Origin of the sequence: Delftia sp. WSY_12 (assembly GCF_043104645.1) — a bacterium.
In the GTDB taxonomy this organism is placed as follows: Bacteria; Pseudomonadota; Gammaproteobacteria; order Burkholderiales; family Burkholderiaceae_C; genus Comamonas; species Comamonas tsuruhatensis.
Genome location: NZ_JBICKW010000016.1, coordinates 44,120 through 66,403 on the forward strand (window position 1 = coordinate 44,120; position 22,284 = coordinate 66,403).

A 22,284-nucleotide genomic window follows, 5' to 3' on the forward strand; every position below is an offset into this window, starting at 1 on the left:
GATTCACGCATGAAACATTGATCCTCAAAAGAATCAATGACGATTTTCTCCGGCAAGTTGATGAATCAACTTACTGAAAACACCGATTGACCTTTATTGATTTCTCAAAAGAAATTCCACAAGACAAACATCAGGCAGCCTGTGAAACAATTGATGGGAACATGCCCATCCCACCTTCTCCTCTCCCTGTGCCCAGCACGCCCGCAGGCAATCCCTGGACCCACCTTGACGAGGCAGGCAGCAGCCTGACCGTCGATGCCTTTCTGACCACGCTGATGAGCCAGGTGGGCAATGCGCTGCGGCGCACCATCACCGTGCCCTATGCCGATACGGCGGGCTTGACGGTTTCGGAGTGGCGGCTGTTGGCCCTTGTCGCGCATGCAGGCGAGTTGCCGTTCAGCGCGCTGGTGGTGCAATCCACTTCGGACAAGGCCCTGGTGAGCCGGGCGCTGCGGCTGCTCGAGGAACGCGGCCTGGTGGCCCTGCTGGCGCAAGGCTCCACTCCACGCAAGAAGATCCTGTGCTCCATCACGCCTGCGGGCCGGCAGTTGCATGACGAGGTGATGCCCGTGGCCCGACAACACCAGGCCGCTGCTCTGCTGGCGCTGACGCAGGAGGAACGGGAGGTGATGTATCGGGCCTTGCTCAAACTGCGCGGTTATTGCCAAGACAGCCAAGCCGACCCAGCGACCGAAGGCGGCCCCGCTACGGCAGACGGCGAAGCCTGAATTCAGCCCACTTCAGGCCGGTTCTGCAGCAACACCTCAGCGCGCGCCAGATCGTCCAGCGTATCGATGTCGGTGAGCACACCAGCATCGTCCACATCGACCTGAACCACGTGTCCGGCTTCGCGCAGCGCCTTCAGCACAGGCGCCCCGCCCTTCTCTCCGCTCAACGCCATGAGCGCCGCGCCGCATGCGGCGCCGAAACCCACGGGATGTCCACGCTCGCCTTGATGGACAGGCTGGGCGGCTCGGGCACCCGCATGCAATGCATCGGCCACTTTCAGCAAGGTCTGTGGACTCACCAGCGGCAGATCGGCCGGCAAGACCAGCCAGCCTGGCGCATCGGCTGTGGCACGCACGGCCGCAGACAGCGAATCGCCCATTCCGGGGTGGCCCGCATCTTCCAGATGCCAGGGCAGGCCGCTGGCGCGGACGGCGGCCAGTGTGTGTTCCAGCACGGTGCTGCCGCCCAGCGGCGCGGCGAGCTTGTGCATTGCGCCGCCCGACGCGCGGAAACGCTCGCCACGGCCCGAGGCGAGGATGATCACGCAGGGGCGACCTTTGAAGTCTCTGAGCATGCGCAACTCTAGCGCAGCAAATGGGAGGTCGGGCGCAGGCACAATGCAGGCCATGAGCAGCATTTCCACCTCGATCGCCGATCTGCGCAAAAGCTACGAGCGCGCGGAACTCAGCGAATCGGCCTCCCTGGCCGATCCGCTGCAGCAGTTTGACCAATGGCTGCAGGAAGCCCTGAGCGCCCAGGTGCCCGAGCCCAATGCCATGACGCTGGCCACCGTGGGCGGCGACCTGCGGCCCAGCACACGCATCGTGCTCATCAAGGGCTATGACGAGCGCGGCCTGGTCTGGTACACGAACTACGACAGCCGCAAGGGCCAGCAACTGGCGGGCAACCCCTTTGCCGCGCTGCAGTTTCACTGGGTGGAGCTGGAGCGCGTGGTGCGCATCGAAGGTCGGGTGGAAAAAGTCAGCGAGGCCGAAAGCGACGCCTACTTCAACAGCCGTCCGCTGGACTCTCGCATTGGCGCCTGGGCCAGCCCGCAAAGCCAGGTCATCAGCGGGCGCAGCGTGCTGGTGGCCAATGCGGCCAAGTACGGCGCGCAGTTCCTGCTGAACCCGCCACGCCCGCCGCATTGGGGTGGATTCAGGCTGGTGCCCGAGCGCTGGGAATTCTGGCAAGGCCGCAAGAGCCGGTTGCACGACCGCCTTTGCTACCAGCTTGAAGCTGGAACCTGGCTGCGCCAGCGCCTGGCGCCCTGATCCCCTCGATTGCTGGCGCTGCTGAAACCCATCAGCCCGGCAGGCGCTGGGCCAGCCACAGCATCAGCGGCACGGTAAGCAAGGCCAGCGCAGTGGACACCGCGATGCTGGCGGACACCTCCTCCTGCATCACGCCATAGCGCTGCGTGAACAGGAACACGTTGGCCCCCACGGGCAATGCAGCCGCCGTGAACATCACGGCCACGGGCAGGCCACCCAGGCCGAAGGCCCAGGCCAGCGCAAGCATCAGCAGCGGATGCACCAGGTTCTTGACCAGCGCGATGCCAGCAGCCTCTCGCAAGTTCTGGCCCACCCTGGTGTAGGCCAGTGTCACGCCGACCAACAGCAGCGCCATGGGGCCCAGCGCCTGGCCCAGGACCTGCAGGGACCGGTCCACCGCTTCGGGCAGCACCAGCCCAGTCTGAGCGAACAGCAAGCCAGCGAGTATGGGCAGCGGCACAGGATGCACGATGCCGTTGCGCACGGCCTGCAGCACCGTGCGCCACATGGGGCGCGGTGCTCTTTGGCCGCAGCGCTGGCGTTCGTGGGCCTCGGCCAGCTCGAACACGATGGTGGCTGCGGTCAGCAGGATCAGCGCATGCAGCGAGACCAGGGTGAACAACGTGACAAGCCCTTCCTCCCCGTAGACCAGCCCCACCAGCGGCACGCCGATCATGACGGTGTTGCTGAACATATTGGCCAGCCCCCGCGCGGCCGAGCGCGTGGAAAAACCGCCCAGCACCATGGACACCACGAAGATCAGCGCAGTCGCCAGGAAATACAGGGCCACGGGCTGAAAGTCCAGCTCCTGTACCCGCACCGCACCCATGGTGCGAAACAGCAGCGCCGGCGTAAGCACCAGAAACACAAGGTTGGACAAATCCTTGATGGCTGTGGCACGCACCCAGGCCAGCCGGGCGGCAAGAAAGCCTGCTCCTATGCAAAGAATGACAGGGATGAGGGAGGCAAAGACGGGAGAGTTCACTGAAGCAGGACCGGGAAGCTGCGCCTGCGCAGGCTTGCGGCGCGCGCAGATTATGCGCCGCAGACCCGGCCCTGCCTCGTTCAGGCATCGTCCCGGGCCTCGAAGGCCCGGCCAGCCTCCACGGACGTGCCAAGGCTCAGATTCATGCCGAACAGCCCCCTTTTCTGGCGACTTGTCGCCACTGACATTCATCAGTCGATAACAAGGTTGCCACTCAACTTCATGTAAGTTACATTGATCATCCCTATTGGTTGATTCGTTTTGCTCTAGACGTCCATGACTTCATCACCATCCCAGGCACCCGCTGCCGGCAAGCCGCCGTCCACTGTCCCCGACGGACTGGCCCTGTTCCGGCATTGGCTGGAAACCGAGGGCACCAAGGGCTGGGATGCCCTGGACACGGCGCCCGACAGCGGCTACGAAAAGGTATGGCGTGCCTGGCTGCGCAGCCTGGGCGATGCGGGCATCCCAGCCAAAGAAAGTTCCCCCTCCCCCACCACGCCGAAAGGCAAAGTCAACGCAAAGGCCCGCGCCTGGCAACAGGCCACCGCCGTGGATGTCCAGAATTTCCTGTGCCCGCGCGAAGGCCAGTTGTCGGGCCACCAGCCCGGCCGCCGCATCAGCGAGGTCACGCGCAGGCGCTACTGGCGCCTGCTGGAACGCATCTACGACCATGCGCTGGACCACGGCTGGGTCAGCGCCAATCCCGCCGCAGGGTTGGCGCCGCAGGAGCGCCCCCCTGCCGAAGACGGCCAGGGCCATTGCCTTCCCGCGCCGCTGTGGAATGCCCTGCCCCGCCACATACCGATGGCCGACGGCTTTCAGTCGGCGCGCGACCGCGCCATCTTGCTGCTGCTGTACGAACTGGCGCTGGCGCCCGAGGAGGTGCGCGGCCTGTGCTGGCGCGATGTGCAATGCGCAGGACCAGGCGATGGCCTCCCCTGTCAATTGCATATCGATGGCGCACGCGCCGCGCAGCAGCGCACGCTGGATCTGTCGGAAACGGTGGTGAAGGCGCTGCAGGACTGGAAAGGTTTCAGCGCCGGCCAGCGCGGGCCGGAGGCCGTTCAACCCGATGCCACGGTCTTTTATTCGCGCGAGGGGCAGCCGCTGTCGGTGCGCGTGCTGTTCCATGTGGCCTCGCAGCTGATACAGCGTGCCCATGCGGCCCAGCCCGCTTCTGCCCAGAAGGCGCCGCTGCACCGGGTCGGGCCGCAGGTGCTGCGCAACACGGCCATCGTGCAGTGGTTGCGCGCGGGCCGTGCCGAGACCGAAGTGGTGCAGTGGATAGGCGTCGACAGCGCACGCGCCCTGCGCCATCTGCAGCATTACCTGTAGCAGACGGCGCGGGAGCGCAGCGCGGGCAACCCGCCTTAGAACGACACCTTGACGCCCACGGTGATATTGCGCCCCATCAGCGGCGCAGCGTTCTTGATGAACGATGTGTGGGCGAAGGCCAGGCGGTTGGTCAGGTTGTTGCCCTTGATGAAGAACTGCCAGGGCGTGCCACCCGAGGTGCGCAGCGTGTAGCTGGCCGAGAGGTTGAGCATGCCGTAGCCGTCCGTCTCGGTCTCGTAGGCGGTGACGCGGTTCTGGCGCAGCACCTGCACCCACTCGGCCTGGGCATCCCAGCCCTTGTAGAAGGTGTCCACGCGCAGGCCTACGCGCGCCGCGGGAATGCGCGGCAAGGCGGAGCCGTCTTCCAGCCGCGCACGCACGGCGTCACCGAACAGGGTCACGCCCCACTGGCGCGACAGCTTCTGGCGCACCTGGCCCTCCACGCCGGTGAAGCGCGCATCGGCCTGGGTGTATTGCAGCAGTTGCAGGCCGTCATGCTCGTCCAGCGTGGCTCCGTAGATGTAGCCCTTGACGCGATGGTGGAAGGCATTGACGCTGAACGTGGTGTCCCCCGAGGTCTTGCGCAGGCCTATGTCCAGTGCCTGGGAGCGTTCACGCTTGAGGTCGGGATTGCCGCGCTCATAGGTGGATGTGGCCATGTGCAGGCCATTGGCATACAGCTCCTCGGCCGTGGGCAGGCGGTTGCCCTGCGTCAGCGAGGCCGACAGGCTGTAGCCCGGGGTGAACTTCCACACCGAGCCCAGCGAGAACGATGTGCCGCTGTGGCTGCGAGAGATGGCGCTTTGCTGGGCGTCCACGGTCTGGCGCTCATGGCGCAGCGCAGCCTGCCAGCGCCAGTCCTGCCAGCGGTATTCCTCCAGCAGGTAGATGCTGTTGCGGCGGGTTTCGGTGGGCTGCACATAGGCCTCCTCACCCTCGGCACTGAATTTGCGCTGCACGGTCTGCAGGCCGATGACGCCGCGCCAGCCGGCGATGGGCTCCAGCTCGGCCTCCACGCGCAGGTCATGGGCGCGGTTCTTGAAGGTGGTCGAGACCTGGCCGTCCTCGATCTCGTCATGGCGGTAGTCGGTCCAGCCGCCGCGCACGCGCAACGCCGCAATGCCTGCCGTCGGATTGCGCCATTCGCCGCGCAGATCCCAGCGCTCGCTATTGAGGTCGACCACCGGCACGCTGCCATGGTCGTGATCGTGTTCTTCGTCGCCATGGTCATGTCCGTCCTCGTCGCCGTGGTCATGGCCGCCGCAGTGCAGATGGTCGCCATGGGTGTGGCAGCCCTCGAAGCTGTGGTTGTGGCCCGGCAGGCCATAGCGCGCGGTCTGGCGCGTGTAGGCCAGGCCCAGGTAGCCTTGCGTGCCGATCCAGGACAGGCCCAGGCTGCCCGTATCCGTGCGGTTGAAGCTGCCGCCCACGCGCCCCTGCGACTGGCCGTTGGGCGCCCAGCCGCTGCCCACGCGGTAGTCGCCGGCATCGCGCGCCATGCCCTCGGCGTGGATGGCCAGCTGGCCGGCGCCGCCCGTCAGCGAGAACGCGCCGGCCGTCTCGCCCGCGCCCGTGCTGCCGCGCAGCTGGGCCGAGCCCGTGATGCCGTTCTTGGGAATGGACGTGGGGATCTTGTCGTCCAGGATGTTGACCACGCCGCCCATGGCACCGCCGCCGCCGTAGATCAGCGCCGAAGGGCCGCGCAGCACTTCGATCTGCGTGGCCAGCATGGGCTCGCTGGCCACGGCATGGTCGGGGCTGATGGTGGAGGCGTCATGCAGCTCCGAGCCATCGCTGAGGATCTGCACGCGCGGGCCGTCCATGCCGCGGATGATGGGGCGGCTTGCGCCCGCACCGAAATGGCTGGCGTGGATGCCGGGCTCGCCGTCCAGCGTCTCGCCCAGCGTGGCGGCCTGGCGCAGCGTCAGCACATCGCCTTCCAGCACCGTGGCTGGCGTGGACATATCGGCCGAGGTCAGGCCCAGGCCGCTGGCCTTGACCGTCACCTCATTGAGCACAGGCGTGTCGCTGCGCGGGGCATCCGCCTGGGCGCCGGTGGCAGTTCCGGGCGCGGCGGCGACTCCAGCCTCCGCAGGCTCTGCTGCCATGGCCAGCCCTGCCATCGCGGGGCCGAGCACGCCCGCCAGCAGCAGTTGCTGCAGCAGCGGGCGCAGCTTCATCCTCTCCCCCTGCACCTTGGCGTCCTGGTGGTATTGCTTTGTTGTCACTCTCATCACTGGTCTTCCCGGCAGCGGCCGGCCACGGCCCGGGGACGTGGGAATGCGGGCGCTGCAAAAAATGGCGTCGGAAACGGACAACCGGGGTGCGCCATGCAGGCGCACGCAGCCATCCGATCGGATATGCATTCAGGATCTGTCCAACCTGGGCACAGCGCCTCTTGCGTGCAATGCAGGAAGGCGCGCGCAAACAGCTTCAATGGGCGGGCGCATGCAGCGCCGCCGCCCAAGGTTCAAGCCGCCAGGCGGGCAGTGATGGGATGCGGGGGACCACGCGCATCGAAGAAAGCCGCCAGCACGCGGCCATCGCGCACGATGGGCGGCTGGGCGGGCTCGGCCTGTTCGCCCCAGAAAGGCGGCAGCGCCACGGCGGGCGGTGGCCCCGCCATGCCTTCGTGCAACTGGTCCAGCAGTTGGCAGTCCGCCGGGCCGTGGCCCGAGAACAGCGCATGCACCCAGTCGACGGGTGCAGCGCAGGAGGTGGCCACCACCTCGACCGGGCCATGGGCCGTGGCCGAGGCCAGGCCGCCAGCATGCACCACACGGTGCATCTGGCCCAGCAACGGCGCCAGTGCGATGGACCAGACCAGCAACCAGGCCAAAAGCCAACCCCGATTCGGCACGGCACCGCGCAACGCAAGCCGTGAGGCGGGCGCAGGCGAGTGGCGACTCGGGAGTTTGAAGGGCATGGATGAATCAGTAGCGGGTCAGGCAGCGCAGAGTGTATGCGCCAATTGGCGGGGCAGGTTCCAGCATCCCGTCACAAAGACGGGCGACTGCTCACAGCAGTGCACGGCGGGCAATGCCGCGCTCAATGCGCATGGCGCATGCCGCAGAACTTGCCCAGCGCCAAGCCCTTGCAGTCGGCCTGCAGCTGCTTGTGGCATTGCGCATGGTCACGCCCTGCCGCCAGACACTGTGCGGCGGCCTCGTGGGCCTTGGCCATCGAGCGGTGGCGCTCCATGTCGGCACGGGCATGGGCATCCAGTTGCACCGGGCCACCCTGTGCCTTGGCGTCCGCCGGGGTCTTGGCATGGTCATGGTCTTGGTCTTGGCCGTGATCGTGCGCCTGGGCCGCAGCGGCCAGAAAGACAGCGGCCAGGATCAGGGAAACGGAACGGAAGGGGGAAAAAGTCATGCGAGATCCTGAAGGGCTATGCAAGAGAAAAAGGGAAAGGCGGCCACCTCACACGGACGGATCATTCCGGGAGTGCCCGGTGCCGCTGCAGACCTGGCACCGCCCCGTCACCGACACATCGATGGCCTGGCCCTGCAGGCCGCTGGCTGCCAGCGCCTGCCGCAATTGCAGCAAGGCGGCCTGCAGTTGCTCACCGCCCCCGCCTGCCTCGCCGCCCAGACGAAAGGCGCTGTGGCAATCCGCACACTCGAAGTGCGCAGCGGCGTCGCCTTCGCAGGCCGCGCCCTGAAGGGGCCTGCCGTACCGGGCCACGCGTGCCGCATCCACGCTGCGGCGCAACACGCCGGCTGCGGCCAGCCGGTCCAGCAGCCGGTAGACGGTGACGCGGTTGACCTGCACGCCCTGGGCATGCAGGGCGGCTTCCACATCCGCCTCGCTCAACAGCGCATCGGCGCGCGCCTCCCACAGCGCCAGCACGGCCCGCGTGGCGCGGGTCGAACGCATGCCGCAAGGCAAGAGCAAGGGGGAGGGAGTCGGCGATGACATGGGCAATGCAAGAGCGGGCTGCAGAGCGCGACAGGACACCGTTATCGCAACCGAGTTGCATTATGCCCGCAAATCACAACCGCTTACACAACCCGCCCACCTGGGCTCATTGCTTGACCCAGCGCGCAAAGGCACCCCGGAATTTCTGCACCTTGGGCCCCACCACGAAGGCGCAGTAGCCCTGGCTGGGATGGTTCAGGAAGTAGTCCTGGTGATAGTCCTCTGCGGGCCAGTAGCTGGCCAGGGGCTGGACCTCGGTCACGATGGGAGCGTCATACGCGCCCGCCTGGGCCAGCTCGGAGATCAGCGTACGTGCGACCTCCGCCTGATGGTCATTCGTGGTGTAGATCGCGCTGCGGTACTGCGTGCCCACGTCGTTGCCCTGGCGGTTGAGCGTGGTCGGATCGTGCGTGCCGAAGAACACGGTCAACAGGTCGCGCAGCGGAATCACAGCAGGGTCGAACTGCACGCGGATGACCTCGGCATGGCCGGTCTGCCCGGTGCAGATGTCTTCGTAGCTGGGATCGTCCAGATCGCCGTTGGCGTAGCCGCTTTGTACGTCGCTCACGCCGCGCACGCGGTCGAAAACGGCTTCGGTGCACCAGAAACAGCCGCCGCCCAGATAAATGGTTTCAGTCGTCATATGCGCCTTTTCTGTGAGAAATCGAAAAAATGACCACACGCAATGCATGCAGGCCGTTGCGCCTACAGGTTAGCCCATGCACAAGCCAGGTGACGACGAACGGTTCTGCGGTTACGATAACTAACCCATCAGTCATTAATTTTCCGTGACCGACTCCCCCGCCTCTTCACCCGCCCCCACCGAGCCTTCCGGAAAGCGCAGCCGCCGCAAGCACGAGCGTCCGGGCGAGCTGCTGGAAGCCGCGCTCGACCTCTTCGTGGAAAAGGGCTACGCCGCCACCCGCGTCGAAGAGGTCGCCGCCCGGGCCGGGGTTTCCAAGGGCACGCTGTTCCTCTATTTCGCGAGCAAGCAGGAGCTTTTCAAGGCCGTGGTGCGCCACAGCATCGCGGGCCGCTTCGGCGAGTGGAGCGAGGAACTCGACAACTACTGCGCACCGTCCACCGATCTGCTGCGCTACTGCTTCAAGTCCTGGTGGGAACGCATCGGCAGCACCAAGGCGTCGGGCATCACCAAGCTCATGCTCAGCGAGGCGGGCAATTTTCCCGAGCTGTCGCAGTTCTATCACCAGGAAGTGGTTCTTCCAGGCCATGAACTGATCCGGCGCATCCTGCAGCGCGGCGTGGAGCGTGGCGAGTTCCGGCCCATGGATCTGGACCTGTCCGTGCACTGCGTGGTCGCCCCGATGATGTTCCTGATGATCTGGAAGCATTCGCTGGGCGGCTGCCTGCCGCACGGCGACTTCGATCCCGAGCGGTTTCTGGAATCCCAGATCGACTACCTGCTGCATGGCATGTGCCAGCCCCTTGCAGCCACCACACCACCCTCCTCCCCGCCCACACCATGAAGCGTCGCACCGGCTGGCTGATCGGCCTGGCCTTACTGATCGCCATCGGCGCCAGCGCATGGCGCGCCGCATCCACCCGGCACAGCAAGCAGGCCGCCATTGCCGCGGCCACCCAGCCGCGCGAGATGCCCGTGCGCGTGGGCCCGCAGGAGGTGGTGCAGCTGCAGCCGCGCCAGTTGCAATTGACCGTGCCTGTCAGCGGCGTGGTGCAGGCCGTGCGCAGCGCCGTGGTCAAGGCCTATGTGGCCGGCGAGCTGCGCGGCCTGCAGGTGCGCGAGGGCGACAGCGTGCGCAAGGGCCAGGAACTGGCCCGCGTGGATGCCACCGAGGTCGAGGCCCGCTGGCGTCAGACCCGCCAGCAGGCCGACGCGGCCCAGGCGCAGCTGCAGCTGGCCCAGCGCCAGCACGACAACAACCAGGCCCTGGTCACCCAGGGCTTCATCTCGACCACGGCACTGGCCACGTCCCAATCCAATCTTGACGCCGCCCGCGCCAACCTGGCCGCCGCCCAGGCCGCCGCCGATGTGGCACGCAAGAGCGTGACCGACAGCGTGCTGCGCAGCCCCATGGACGGGCAGGTCGCCCAGCGTCTGGTGCAGGACGGCGAGCGCGTGGGCGTGGAAACGCGGGTGCTGGAGATCGTCGATCCCTCCGAGCTCGAGGTGGTGGCCCAGCTCGCGCCCGCCGATTCGGTGCGTGTGCAGGTCGGCCAGCAGGCCCTGTTGCAGGTCCAGGGCGCGGGCGACGATGTGGCCGCCGTGCCCGCGCGCGTGGTACGCATCAACCCCAGCGCCCAGGCAGGTTCGCGCAGCGTGGCCGTCTATCTGCGTGTGCAGGCTGCACCGGTCAACGCAGGCGCCGCCGGCAGATCCATCCCCATCGTGCGCCCGGGCCTGTACCTGCAGGGCAGCATCGTCACGGGGCAGACCGAACAGCTGGCCGTGCCCCTGACCGCCGTGCGCACCGACCAGCCCCAGCCCTATGTGCAGCTGCTGCAGCCTGCGGGCGAGTCCGAAGCGGACAAGAGCCTGCTGCGCGTGCAGCACCGCCCGGTCACGCTGGGCAGCCAGAGCGCGCAGGATGGGGCCACCTGGATTGCCGTGTCCACCGGCCTGCAGGCCGGTGACAGGGTGCTGGCCGGCAGTGTGGGCGGCCTGCGCGCAGGCACGGCGGTGCAGATGCAGCAAATGCAGCAGGCCCCGCAGCCCCAGGCTGCGCCAGCCCCCGGAGCCCGCTGACCATGTGGTTCACGCGCGTCAGCCTGGCCAACCCTGTGTTCGCCACCATGCTCATGCTGGCCCTCATGGTGCTGGGTGTGTTTTCCTACCAGCGACTCAAGGTGGACCAGTTCCCGAATGTGGACTTCCCCGTGGTCGTGGTCACGGTGGACTATCCGGGCGCCTCGCCCGAGATCGTGGAGTCCGAGGTCACCAAGAAGATCGAGGAAGGCGTCAACTCCATTGCCGGCATCAACGCGCTGACCTCGCGCAGCTATGAAAGCACCAGCGTCGTCATCATCGAATTCCAGCTGCATGTCGATGGCCGCCGCGCTGCCGAAGACGTGCGCGAGAAGGTGGCCTCGGTGCGCCCCACCCTGCGCGACGAGGTCAAGGAGCCGCGCGTGCTGCGCTTCGATCCGGCCAGCTCGCCCATCTGGTCCGTGGCCGTGCTGCCCCAGGCCGATGCCGGCGCCAAGGCGCCCGATGCCGTCGCGCTGACCAGCTGGGCCGACCAGGTCCTCAAGAAGCGGCTGGAGAACGTGCGCGGCGTGGGCGCCGTCAACCTGGTGGGCGCCACGCCGCGCGAAATCAACATCTACCTGCAGCCCGAGGCGCTGGAAGCCTATGCCATCACGCCCGACCAGATCGTGAACGCCGTGCGCAGCGAGAACCAGGACCTGCCGCTGGGCGCCATCCGCTCGCGCGAGCAGGAGCGCGTGGTGCAGATCGACGCACGCATGAAGCGCCCGCAGGACTTCGAGCGCATCATCGTCGCCCAGCGCGGCGGCGCTCCCGTGCGGCTGGGCCAGCTGGCCCGCGTGCAGGACGGCGCGGGCGAGCTGGAGACCGTGGCCCTGTACAACAGCAGCCGCACCCTGCTGCTGTCCGTGCAGAAGGCCCAGGACGAGAACACCATCGAAGTCGTGGACGGCCTGAACGCCACGCTGCGCGAGATCGCCGCCGAAGTGCCGGCCGGCGTGCGGCTGGAGCCGATTGCCGACAGCGCCCGCCCCATCCGCGTGGCCGTCAACAACGTGCGCCAGACGCTGATCGAGGGCGCGGCACTGACGGTGCTCATCGTCTTCCTGTTCCTGAACTCCTGGCGCTCCACGGTGATCACGGGGCTGACGCTGCCCATTGCGCTGATCGGCACCTTTTTGTTCATGTACTGGTTCGGCTTCTCGATCAACATGATCACGCTGATGGCGCTGTCGCTGTGCGTGGGCCTGCTGATCGACGACGCCATCGTGGTGCGCGAGAACATCGTGCGCCATGTGCAGATGGGCAAGGACGCGCATGCCGCCGCGCTCGACGGCACGCAGGAGATCGGCCTGGCCGTGCTGGCCACCACGCTGTCCATCGTGGCGGTGTTCCTGCCCATCGGCTTCATGGGCGGCATCATCGGCAAGTTCTTCCACGAATTCGGCATCACGATCGTGGCGGCCGTGATGATCTCCATGTTCGTGAGCTTCACGCTGGACCCCATGCTGTCCAGCGTCTGGCACGACCCGACCATCCACGCCCATGGCGAGCAGCGCGGCCGCAGCCTCTACGACCGCACGCTGGGCCGGGTCACGGCCTGGTTCGAGCGCGCCACCGACTCGCTGTCCCACTTCTACCAGGACGTGCTGGGCTGGGCGCTGCGCCACAAGATCGCCACGCTGGCGGCGGCGCTGGCCATCTTCGTGGCCAGCATCTTCCTGGTGCCGCTGCTGGGCACGGAATTCGTGCCCAAGGCCGATTTCTCCGAGACCACGGTGAGCTTCAACACGCCCGTGGGCTCGTCCATCGAGGCCACCGAGGCCAAGGCACGCCAGGTCGATGCCATCATCCGGGCCCTGCCCGAGGTCCGCTACACGCTGGCCACCATCAACACCGGCACGGCCCAGGGCAAGATATACGCCAGCATCTACATCCGCCTGCTGGACCGCCATTTGCGCCAGCGCAGCGGTGACGAACTGTCGGGCGTGCTGCGCGAGCAGTTGCAAAGCGTGCCCGGCATCACCGTCACCCATGTGGGCCAGCGCGAGCCCGTGGGCGGGCAAAAACAGGTCGAATTCTCGCTGCAGGGCCCGGACCTGGGCGAGCTGGAGCGCCTGAACCGCGTGGTGATGGAACGCCTGCGCGGCATTCCCGGACTGGTGGACCTGGACAGCAGCCTCAAGCCCGACAAGCCCGTGATCGACATCACCGTGCGGCGCGATGCGGCCGCCGACCTGGGCCTGTCGGTAGGCTCCATGGCCACCGCGCTGCGCACCTGGGTGGCCGGCCAGACCGTGGGCAACTGGCGCGCCAGCGACGACCAGACCTATGACGTCAAGGTGCGCCTGGCGCCCGAGTCGCGCAGCACGCCCCAGGACCTGGAGCGCCTGCCCTTTGCCCTGCCCTCCACCTCGGGCGACGGCGGCATGCGCATCGTGCGGCTGAACCAGGTGGCCACCGTCACGCCCGCCACCGGCCCCAGCCAGATCAACCGCCGCGACATGACGCGCGAGGTCGCCTTCAGCGGCAACGTCTACCTGCGCTCCAGCGGCGAGGTCTCGGCCGACATCCGCAATGCCCTGGCCGACATCGCCCTGCCGCCCGGCTACCGCACACAGTTCAGCGGCGCCACCAAGAGCATGAACGAATCGTTCGGCTATGCCGTGTCCGCCCTGGCGCTGGCCATCATCTTCATCTACATGATCCTGGCCAGCCAGTTCAAGAGCTTCCTGCAGCCGCTGGCGCTGATGACCTCGCTGCCGCTGACGCTGATCGGCGTGGTGCTGGCGCTGATGATGTTCGGCTCGGCCCTGTCCATGTTCTCCATCATCGGCGTGGTCATGCTCATGGGACTGGTCACCAAGAACGCCATCTTGCTGGTGGACTTCGCCATCCGTGCGCGCGGGCCGCACAGCGACCCGGACACCGGCCAGATCCGCGACGGCCTGCCGCGCGAGCAGGCCCTGCTGCTGGCGGCGCGCGTGCGGCTGCGCCCCATCCTGATGACCACGCTGGCCATGATCTTCGGCATGGTGCCCCTGGCCTTCGCGCTCAGCGAGGGCTCCGAGCAGCGTGCGCCCATGGGCCAATCGGTGATCGGCGGCGTGGTGACTTCCTCCCTGCTGACCCTGGTGGTCGTGCCCGTGGTCTATTGCTACCTCGATGACTTCTCCCAGTGGCTGCGGCGTCTGTGGAACGGCAACCAGCACGACGCGGCCCCCGGCCAAGGCGCCGCCAGCGCCCCCACCCTGCCGCGAGACTCGTAGAATCAAAGGTTTGTCCTGACAAGTCTTTCTCCGGAGATACCCCATGAGCCTGCCCCTGAACAGCCTGCCCGAACACCACAGCGCCCAAGCGCACGCGCGCTACAACATGATCGAGCAACAGATCCGCCCCTGGAACGTGCTTGATGAAGAAGTGCTGGCGCTGCTGGGCAAGGTGCACCGCGAGAATTTCGTGCCGCCCGAGCATGCCGGCCTGGCCTTCATGGACCTGGAAATCCCCCTGGTCGCCCCGGCCGAGGAAGCCGCCGCCAAGGGCTGGTGCATGCTGGCCCCGCGCATCGAGGCGCGCATGCTGCAGGACCTGAAGATCAAGCCCACCGACCGCGTGCTGGAAATCGGCGCCGGCTCGGGCTATATGGCCGCCCTGCTGGCCGCCCAGGCCAAGGAAGTCGTGACGCTGGAAATCGTGCCCGAGCTGGCCGAGATGGCCCGCGAAAACCTGCTGGGCGCCGGCATCACCAATGCCGAGGTCAAGCTGGCCGATGGCGCCACGGCAGCGGCTGCCCTGGGCCAGTTCGACGCCATCGTGCTCAGCGGCTCGGTCGCCCAGGTGCCGCAGGCCCTGCTGGCCCAGCTCAACGACGGCGGCCGCCTGGCGGCCATCGTCGGCCAGCTGCCCATGATGCGTTTCACGCTGGTGCGCAAGAACGGCCACCAGTTCGAGACGAGCCAGCCCTGGGACGTGGTGACCGCCCGCCTGGCCAATTTCGAAGAGCCTTCGCGCTTCACGTTCTGAAACCCGCTGCAGCGGCCGATGCCCGCAGGACCATGGCCGCTGCCGCAACCCCATTCCATTCCGCAAGGATCTTTCCGATGCTTCCCCAAGTGCCTCCCGCGCAACTCAACGATTGGCTGACCCAGCACTCCAGCGGCTCCGATGCCCTGCCCCTGGTGCTGGACGTGCGCGAGCCCTGGGAAGTGGCCCAGGCCAGCGTACGCCCCGAGGGCTTCGAGCTGCGCTGCATCCCCATGGGCGAGATTCCCTCGCGCCTGCAGGAACTCGATCCGGATCACCCCACAGCCTGCCTGTGCCATCACGGCGCACGCAGCATGCATGTCGCTGCCTTCCTGATGAACAACGGCTTCGAGACCGTGGCCAATATCAGCGGAGGCATCGATGCCTGGTCGCGCGAGCGCGACCCAGGCGTGCCGCGCTACTGAGCGGCAACACGCAAAAGAAGCCCGGGACACGGCCAACCCGCCGTCCCCGGTGCTTCGTGACGACTGTGTTTTGATTCGAGGACCTCTATGCCCCTGCTTCGGCCCCTTGCCCCTGTCGCTTACGCCCCGCCCCGCCCACACGCCTGGCCCCTTCGCCAGATTGCCTTGCTGCTGTGTGCCTGCGGCATGGGAACCGCTCTGGCCCAGTCCACCGTCCCTGCCGCCCCGGCCTCGGGCTTGCCCGCCGTGACAGCCTCATCGGCCACGGGCCAGAGCCTGTCGGAGTTGGTCGCCAAGGCACGCGGCTACGACGCCCAGTGGCAGGCCCAGCAGGCCGACGCCCAGGCCGCCGCCAGCCGTGCCGAGCAGGCGCGCTCGGGCCTTCTGCCCAGCGTGGGCCTGCAGGCGGGCGCCAACACATCGCATGTGGAAGTCAGCGTGCTGCCTGGGAGCTTTCGCTCGCCCCAGCAGAACCTGCAGCTCAGCGCCCAGGAGCCGCTGTACCGCCCGGCCAACAAGATCGCCTACGACCAGGGCCAGCGCGGCGTGGACGTGGCGCGCGCCCAGTTGGACAGCGGCGAGCAGAACCTGCTGGTTCGCGTGGCCCAGGCCTACTTCGATGTCCTCGGTGCCCAGGACAGCCTGGCCGTGGTCAAGGCACAGAAGGCAGCCATTGCACAGCAGCTGGAATTCGCCAAGCGCAACTTCGAGGTCGGCACGGCCACCATCACCGACTCGCGCGAAGCCCAGGCCCGGTTCGATCTGGCCGGTGCCCAGGAAATCGCCGCCGAGAACGACCTGCGCGTCAAGCGCCTGGTGCTGGACCAGATCGTCGGCGCCGTGGGCACCGTGCCCCGCCCGCTGGCCCAGCCGCTGCAGTTGCCGGCCTTGATGCCCGCCGATGCCCAGGCCTGGGTGGACACCGCACTGCAAGGCCAGCCCCAGCTGCGCCAGGCCCGCCTGGCGCTGGACATCGCCCAGCTGGAAACGAAGAAAGCCGAGGCCGGCCACAAGCCCACCGTGGACCTGCAGGCCGGCTACGTGGTCAACCGCTATCCCAACGGTTCGGTCACCCCGCAGATCGGCACCAGCTACCGCACCAATGCCGCCAGCGTGGGCGTGGTCATGAACCTGCCGCTGTTCGCCGGCTTTGCCGTGCAAAACCGCATCAAGGAAACCCTGGCGCTGGAAGACAAGGCGCGGGCACAGCTGGACGACGCCCAGCGCAACGTGGAGCAGAGCACGCGCACGGCCTTCTTCGGCGTGCAGTCGGGCCAGGCACAGGTCAAGGCACTGGAGGCCGCGCTGGCGTCCAGCCAGAGCGCGCTGGACGCCAACAAGCTCGGCTACGAGGTCGGCGTGCGCATCAACATCGACGTGCTCAACGCGCAAAGCCAGCTCTACCAGACCCAGCGCGACCTGGCCCTGGCGCGCTACCAGGTGCTGCTGGGCCAGCTCAAGCTGCGCCAGGCCGCCGGCACGCTCAGCGACGACGACCTGCGCGCCATCGATGCGCTGACGCTCCGCGCGCCAGCCCCTTGAATCCCTGAAGCGCCCGCACGGCCGGCAGTGCCCCGGGCTGATGCCCGGCCGCCGTGGGCCGCGCGCCTGGCGCCGCAGCCCTGTGCTCTGGCAAGGCCGAGGCACGCAAACCCGCCACGACCAGAATCCAGGCAGCCAGCGCGCACAGCACCGCCAGGCGGCTCAGCAAGGAACAGCGGGAGAGTCTTGGCATGCGCGCCTTGCCTTCGTGGGAGTTGTCGAGCGGGCCACTGTGGCAAACCCGCCTGAAGACCTGCTCCGGCTTTCCTGAAGGGATGCTGAAGCGCATCGTCCCCGCCTTGACCGATACTCGCGGCAGCCCTCCCGCAGGCGCCGGTCCGCGGCATGGGAGCGGCACAGGGAACACACGATGAGACTGCTGCTGGTGGAGGACGATCTGGATCTGGGCAATGGCGTGCGCATCGCATTGGGCGATCACGCCATGGATGTGGTCTGGGTGCGCCGCCTGTCCGATGCGCTGCGCACGCTGGAGCAGCAAAGCTTCGAGATGGTGCTGCTGGACCTGGGCCTGCCCGATGGCGACGGCATCAGCCTGCTCACGCGCCTGCGCCGCGAATGGCGCCGCCTGCCCGTGCTGATCCTGAGCGCACGCGACAGCCTGCATGACCGGCTGCACGGCCTGGACAGCGGCGCCGATGACTATCTGGTCAAACCCTTTGCCCTGGCCGAACTGGTGTCACGCGTGCGCGCCCTGGCGCGCCGCAGCTATGGGCAGGGCGACGGAACGCTGCATCTGCGCGGCCTGTCGCTGCACGAGCCCACGCGCCGTGTCAGCGTTGCAGGCCAGAACGTCGAGCTGTCCCGCTGCGAATTCGACCTGCTGGCCCTGCTGCTGCGGCGAATGGACCGCGTGGTCACGCGCAGCGGCATCGAGGAGGAAGTCATCCCGGGCGGCAGCGCCAACGGCAGCAATGCGCTGGAGGTCCATGTCTCCAACCTGCGCCGCAAGATCGGGCCGGGCTTCATACGCACGGTGCGCGGCATTGGCTATGTCATCGACTCGCAGCCGATGGCCCCCCTGTCCTGACCATGACATCGCACACCCTGCAGGGGCAGCAGGCCAGCCCGAGATGGCGCCGCTGGCTGCGGCCCACACTGGGCCGGCGGATGCTGCTGGCCCAGATGGGCGTGCTCACCGCGATCTGGACCGCGTTGCTGGTGGCAGCCATCTACATGGCCCACTTCCACAATGAATTGCTGGTCAGCAAGCCTGTCTACGAACTTGTCATGGCAGTGGCCGAGGACCTGGCCGACCTTCCGGACCGCCAGCAGCACAGCCTGGCCGCGCTGGACACGGCCCTGCGCCATGAATACAGCGATGGAGACGACGACATCCGCTTCACGCCCACGCTGCTGGTCTGGCAGCGCGGCCAGCTCCTGTACCGCTCGCCCACGCCGGCACCCACGCTGCGCAACCGCGTGCTGGACACGGTCGAGGACATAGATTTCGAAGGGCAGACCTGGCGCATGAGCACGCTGCGCTCGGCCTCGGGCCAGACCGAAGTCACGCTGATGCTGCCGTCCTTCAAGGAACTGCTGATCACCCTCAACACCCGCAGCTACTACCTGCTGCCACTGCTGATCAGCCTGCCCTTCCTGGCCTTTCCGGCCTGGTGGTCGGTACGCGCGGCACTGCGCCCGCTGCGCCGTGTGGGCGACGAGCTGGCCACACGCGGCCCCGACGACCTCAGCGCGCTCACCTATGCGCCGCCACATGCCGAGCTGCGGCCGCTGGTGCAGGACATCAACGCCCTGCTGGCCCGCGTGCGCTCCAGCAGCGAGCGCGAGCGCAACCTCATCGCCGATGCAGCCCACGAACTGCGCACGCCGCTGGCCGCCATGCACGTCAACGTCGAGGCCCTGCTGCGCCTTGGCAGCGAACCGCGCCAGCAGGAACTCATGGACAGCCTGCTGCGCAGCAACCAGCGCGCCAGCCGCATGGTGGCCCAGCTGCTGCAGCTCATGCGCAGCGAGACCGAAGCGCCCGGCATGGCCATGCAGCCGCTGCGCCTGGACCTGCTGCTGGAAGACCGGCTCGCCGCACTCGACGCCCTGGCCTGCCGCCGCCCGGTGGAACTGGCCCTGGAAGCCAGCGAGCCACTGAGCGTGATGGGCGAACGCGAAGGCCTGGTCTCGCTGATCGACAACCTCGTGGACAACGCCATCAAATACAGCCCCGCGCACGCCACCATCAGCGTGCGCCTGCAGCGCCAGGGCGACCAGGCCGTGCTCCAGGTGCGCGACCGTGGCCCGGGCATCGCCGAGGCCTGGCGCCAGCGTGTCTTCGACCGCTTCTTCCGCGTGCCCGACCAGAGCCAGAGCGGCAGCGGCCTGGGCCTGGCCATCGCCAGGACCGTGACCGAGCGGCACGGCGGCAGCATCGAGCTGCTCAGTGCGGAGGATGGAGGGCTGCTGGCGAGTGTCAGCCTGCCCGTGCTGCAGGACGCCGGCTGATCCGGCCTGCGGATACCGCCAGCCGAAAACCTAGTGCTCAGCGCAACGGTTGGGACTGCACCAGCCCGGTCACCGCCTGCGCCGTGGCCTGTGCGGCCCCACGGTGCTGGTCCAGAAAGCCGCGCGCCTGGGCCACGGCATGGGCGTGGGACTGGCGGTCCCCGGCCAGGTCCACGGCCAAGCGCAGCCCGTGCTCCAGGTCGGGTGCGCGCAGCGCGGCGCCGGCCTCGCAGGCCAGGTCCGAGGCCTCGCTGAAGTTGAAGGTGTGCGGCCCCAGCACCACGGGGCAGTCGCAGGCCAGGGCCTCGATGAGGTTCTGGCCGCCCAGCGGCGCAAAGCTGCCGCCCATGAGCGTGGCGTCGGCCAGGCCGTAGTACAGGGCCATCTCGCCCAGCGAATCACCCAGCCAGATGTCGATGTCATCCGCCGCAGCTCCGCAGGGCGGGCCACCCACCCACTGGCTGCGGCGCGAGACATGCAGGCCGCCGCCAGCCAGCAGCGCCGCCACTTCGTCAAAGCGCTGCGGATGGCGCGGCACGACCAGCCATTGCACGGCCCGGCCTGCCGGCCCCAGCGTGCGCAGGGCGGACAGCAGCATGGCCTCCTCGCCCTCCCGGCTGCTGGCCAGCAGCACCACAGGGCGGGACAGGCCGAACTTCCATTGCCGGGCGCGCTCCAGCAGCGCCGCGTCCGGACGCGCATCGAATTTCAGGTTGCCGAGCACGCCGCGCACGGGCGCACCCAGCAGGCGCAGGCGCTGCGCATCGTCCTCGGTCTGTGCCCAGGCGGCGGCCAGGGCGGCATAGGTAGGGCGCGCCAGCGGTGCCACGCGCAGCGCCTGGCCCAGCGATTTGTCGCTGAGTCGCGCATTGGCCAGCGCCAGCGGCACGCCCTCTTCGCGGCAGATGGCGACTAGGTTGGGCCAGACCTCGGTTTCCATGAGCACGCCGACTGCGGGCCTGAACTGCTGCACGAAGCGGCGCACGGCCGCCGGCGTATCCCAGGGCTGCCAGACCTGCAGGTCGCCGCGCTGCAGCAGCCGGCGGCCTTCGGTGCGGCCTGTGGCCGTGCCATGGGTCAGCAGCAGGCGCATGCCCGGCAGGCGCTCGCGCAGCGCGGTCAGCAAGATGGCGGCAGCGCGCGTCTCACCCAGCGATACGGCATGAATCCAGATCCACCGGCCGCGTCCGTCCTGCCCCAGCGTGGCCGGCTGGTAGCGGCCAAAGCGCTCGGGAATGTGCTCGGCATAGACGGGCTCGGCCTCGGCGCGGCGCAGCAGCTTGCGTCGCAGCAGCGGCTGCGCCGCCCAGGTCACAGCGCTGTACAGCGCGCGCGCCCAGGACGTGGGAGAGCGGGAAGTCATCGCCTGGCGCGCAAATCAGTGCGCGGCACCGCCAACCTGCGCGCCGGGCTTGACGCGCTCCAGCAGCGCCAGCATCTGCGTCTCGATGCGCGACAGCGCCTCCTGGGTCTGGCCCTCGAAGCGCAGCACCAGCACGGGCGTGGTGTTGCTGGCGCGGATCAGGCCGAAGCCGTCGGCCCAGTCCACACGCAGGCCGTCAATGGTGCTGACCTGGGCCGGTGCGGCAAAGGTCTCGGCGGCCAGGGCCTGCAGTTCGGCGGCCAGGCGATGGGGCTCGCCCTCGGCGCAGGCCACATTCAGTTCAGGGGTGGAAAAGCTGGTGGGCAGCGCGTTGAGCAAGGCACTGGGGTCGGCCTCGCGGCTGACGATCTCCAGCAGGCGGCAGCCCGCGTAGGTGCCGTCATCGAAGCCATACCAGCGCTCCTTGAAGAAGATGTGGCCGCTCATCTCGCCGCCCAGCGGCGCGTCCAGCTCCTTCATGCGGGCCTTGACCAGGGAGTGCCCGGTCTTGAACATCACGGGCTCGCCCCCGGCCTCGCGGATGGCGGGCGCCAGGCGCTGCGTGCATTTGACGTCGTAGACGATGCTGCCGCCCGGCACGCGCGAGAGCACGTCCTTGGCGAACAGCATCATCTGGCGGTCGGGGAAGATGTTCTGGCCGTCCTTGGTGACGATGCCCAGGCGGTCGCCGTCACCGTCGAAGGCCAGGCCCAGCTCGGCGTCCGAGGTGCGCAGCGCCTCGATCACGTCGCGCAGGTTCTCGGGCTTGCTGGGATCGGGATGGTGGTTGGGGAATTCACCGTCCACTTCGGAGAACAGTTCGATCACCTCGCAGCCCAGGGCGCGGAAGATGCCGGGCGCCGAGGCACCGGCCACGCCGTTGCCGCAGTCCACCACGATCTTGATGGGGCGCGCCAGCTTCACATCACCCACGATGCGCGCCTGGTAGTCGGCCTGCACATCGGCGCGGCGCACGCTGCCGGTGCCCGTGATCGTCCAGTCATCGCTTTCGACGCGGCGGCGCAGGGCCTGGATTTCCTCGCCGTAAATGGCGCGGCCGGCCAGCACCATCTTGAAGCCGTTGTAGTCCTTGGGGTTGTGGCTGCCCGTGACCTGGATGCCCGAGCGCGCCAGCGTGCTGGCTGCGTAGTACAGCATGGGCGTGGTGGCCAGGCCGATGTCGATCACCTCGATGCCAACCTCGGTCAGCCCGGCGATCAGCGCCGCGGACAACGAGGGTCCCGACAGGCGGCCATCGCGTCCCACGGCCACCACGGTCTCGCCGACCGCCAGGGCCGCCATGCCGAAGGCGCGGCCCACGCCGAGCGCGACCTCCTCGTTGAGCGTGGACGGCACGATGCCGCGGATGTCATAGGCTTTGAAGATGGAAGATGCGACCTGCACGTCGAAAACGCTTTCTCGTCGGTTGAAAACAGGGCGCCGCAGCCTGGGGACCTGGCCCGGCTGCGGCCCAAGGCGCGATTGTAGGCGCGGCAGGCAGGGGCGCCGGCGCACATCACCCC

General features: G+C 68.0%; 20 protein-coding genes. 11 read left to right on the forward strand and 9 right to left on the reverse strand.

Features of this window, described 5'->3' with window-relative positions; translation table 11 throughout:
• Positions 1-161: 161 nt before the first annotated feature.
• On the forward strand, positions 162-728 hold the full coding sequence (locus ACF8LI_RS09755) for a MarR family winged helix-turn-helix transcriptional regulator (RefSeq protein WP_016451722.1): 567 nt from the start codon (positions 162-164) through the stop codon (positions 726-728).
• 2 nt (positions 729-730) lie between these two features.
• Here the strand turns inward: ACF8LI_RS09755 and ACF8LI_RS09760 are convergent, their stop codons facing one another.
• Positions 731-1,303 (reverse strand): NTP transferase domain-containing protein, encoded by a 573-nt coding sequence (locus ACF8LI_RS09760; RefSeq protein WP_016447076.1) that lies wholly within the window; start codon positions 1,301-1,303, stop codon positions 731-733.
• A 52-nt stretch (positions 1,304-1,355) separates the two neighbouring features.
• Here ACF8LI_RS09760 and pdxH point away from each other — a divergent pair, with 52 nt between their 5' ends.
• A complete protein-coding gene (gene pdxH, locus ACF8LI_RS09765) occupies positions 1,356-2,003 on the forward strand; it encodes a pyridoxamine 5'-phosphate oxidase (protein WP_017405177.1) in 648 nt (215 codons plus the stop codon).
• Positions 2,004-2,034: 31 nt separating this feature from the next.
• Here pdxH and ACF8LI_RS09770 read toward each other — a convergent pair whose 3' ends face one another.
• Positions 2,035-2,988, reverse strand: a complete 954-nt coding sequence (locus ACF8LI_RS09770; RefSeq protein WP_244388139.1) for an AEC family transporter — start codon at positions 2,986-2,988, stop codon at positions 2,035-2,037.
• Between the two features lie 276 nt (positions 2,989-3,264).
• On the opposite strand from ACF8LI_RS09770, the gene ACF8LI_RS09775 reads away from it, so the two are divergent.
• Positions 3,265-4,326: a tyrosine-type recombinase/integrase gene (locus ACF8LI_RS09775; protein ID WP_392412518.1), complete on the forward strand. Its 1,062-nt coding sequence runs from the start codon at positions 3,265-3,267 to the stop codon at positions 4,324-4,326.
• A gap of 35 nt (positions 4,327-4,361) precedes the next feature.
• Here the strand turns inward: ACF8LI_RS09775 and ACF8LI_RS09780 are convergent, their stop codons facing one another.
• The 5 genes from ACF8LI_RS09780 to msrA form a co-directional block, all read right to left on the reverse strand.
• Entirely contained in the window at positions 4,362-6,560 is a 2,199-nt protein-coding gene (locus ACF8LI_RS09780; protein ID WP_026062337.1) for a TonB-dependent receptor domain-containing protein, read from the reverse strand.
• Positions 6,561-6,796: 236 nt separating this feature from the next.
• Positions 6,797-7,165, reverse strand: a complete 369-nt coding sequence (locus ACF8LI_RS09785) for a hypothetical protein (protein WP_223275282.1) — start codon at positions 7,163-7,165, stop codon at positions 6,797-6,799.
• A 209-nt stretch (positions 7,166-7,374) separates the two neighbouring features.
• Positions 7,375-7,701: a hypothetical protein gene (locus ACF8LI_RS09790; protein ID WP_212646730.1), complete on the reverse strand. Its 327-nt coding sequence runs from the start codon at positions 7,699-7,701 to the stop codon at positions 7,375-7,377.
• A 48-nt stretch (positions 7,702-7,749) separates the two neighbouring features.
• The gene (locus tag ACF8LI_RS09795) at positions 7,750-8,205 is read right to left on the reverse strand and encodes a transcriptional repressor (RefSeq protein WP_016447083.1); all 456 of its coding nucleotides are present in this window, start codon (positions 8,203-8,205) and stop codon (positions 7,750-7,752) included.
• A gap of 148 nt (positions 8,206-8,353) precedes the next feature.
• Positions 8,354-8,890: a peptide-methionine (S)-S-oxide reductase MsrA gene (msrA, locus tag ACF8LI_RS09800; protein ID WP_016447084.1), complete on the reverse strand. Its 537-nt coding sequence runs from the start codon at positions 8,888-8,890 to the stop codon at positions 8,354-8,356.
• A gap of 145 nt (positions 8,891-9,035) precedes the next feature.
• Here msrA and ACF8LI_RS09805 point away from each other — a divergent pair, with 145 nt between their 5' ends.
• From ACF8LI_RS09805 to ACF8LI_RS09840, 8 genes are all read left to right on the forward strand, one after another.
• On the forward strand, positions 9,036-9,734 hold the full coding sequence (locus ACF8LI_RS09805) for a TetR family transcriptional regulator (RefSeq protein WP_392412521.1): 699 nt from the start codon (positions 9,036-9,038) through the stop codon (positions 9,732-9,734).
• Complete coding sequence (locus tag ACF8LI_RS09810) at positions 9,731-10,972, forward strand: efflux RND transporter periplasmic adaptor subunit (protein WP_392412523.1); 1,242 nt, start codon at positions 9,731-9,733, stop codon at positions 10,970-10,972. Before ACF8LI_RS09805 ends, ACF8LI_RS09810 begins: the two co-directional genes overlap by 4 nt.
• A gap of 2 nt (positions 10,973-10,974) precedes the next feature.
• A complete protein-coding gene (locus ACF8LI_RS09815) occupies positions 10,975-14,202 on the forward strand; it encodes an efflux RND transporter permease subunit (protein WP_392412525.1) in 3,228 nt (1,075 codons plus the stop codon).
• A gap of 43 nt (positions 14,203-14,245) precedes the next feature.
• A complete protein-coding gene (locus ACF8LI_RS09820; RefSeq protein WP_016447088.1) occupies positions 14,246-14,956 on the forward strand; it encodes a protein-L-isoaspartate O-methyltransferase in 711 nt (236 codons plus the stop codon).
• Between the two features lie 77 nt (positions 14,957-15,033).
• Complete coding sequence (locus tag ACF8LI_RS09825; protein ID WP_016447089.1) at positions 15,034-15,381, forward strand: rhodanese-like domain-containing protein; 348 nt, start codon at positions 15,034-15,036, stop codon at positions 15,379-15,381.
• A gap of 87 nt (positions 15,382-15,468) precedes the next feature.
• A complete protein-coding gene (locus ACF8LI_RS09830) occupies positions 15,469-16,923 on the forward strand; it encodes a TolC family outer membrane protein (RefSeq protein ID WP_392412527.1) in 1,455 nt (484 codons plus the stop codon).
• Between the two features lie 370 nt (positions 16,924-17,293).
• The gene (locus ACF8LI_RS09835) at positions 17,294-17,971 is read left to right on the forward strand and encodes a response regulator (RefSeq protein WP_013802240.1); all 678 of its coding nucleotides are present in this window, start codon (positions 17,294-17,296) and stop codon (positions 17,969-17,971) included.
• Positions 17,972-17,973: 2 nt separating this feature from the next.
• Entirely contained in the window at positions 17,974-19,398 is a 1,425-nt protein-coding gene (locus tag ACF8LI_RS09840; RefSeq protein WP_392412529.1) for a sensor histidine kinase, read from the forward strand.
• 37 nt (positions 19,399-19,435) lie between these two features.
• Here the strand turns inward: ACF8LI_RS09840 and ACF8LI_RS09845 are convergent, their stop codons facing one another.
• A complete protein-coding gene (locus ACF8LI_RS09845; RefSeq protein WP_392412531.1) occupies positions 19,436-20,761 on the reverse strand; it encodes a 3-deoxy-D-manno-octulosonic acid transferase in 1,326 nt (441 codons plus the stop codon).
• A gap of 15 nt (positions 20,762-20,776) precedes the next feature.
• Positions 20,777-22,165 (reverse strand): phosphomannomutase/phosphoglucomutase, encoded by a 1,389-nt coding sequence (locus tag ACF8LI_RS09850; RefSeq protein WP_034348160.1) that lies wholly within the window; start codon positions 22,163-22,165, stop codon positions 20,777-20,779.
• Between the last annotated feature and the right edge of the window lie 119 nt (positions 22,166-22,284).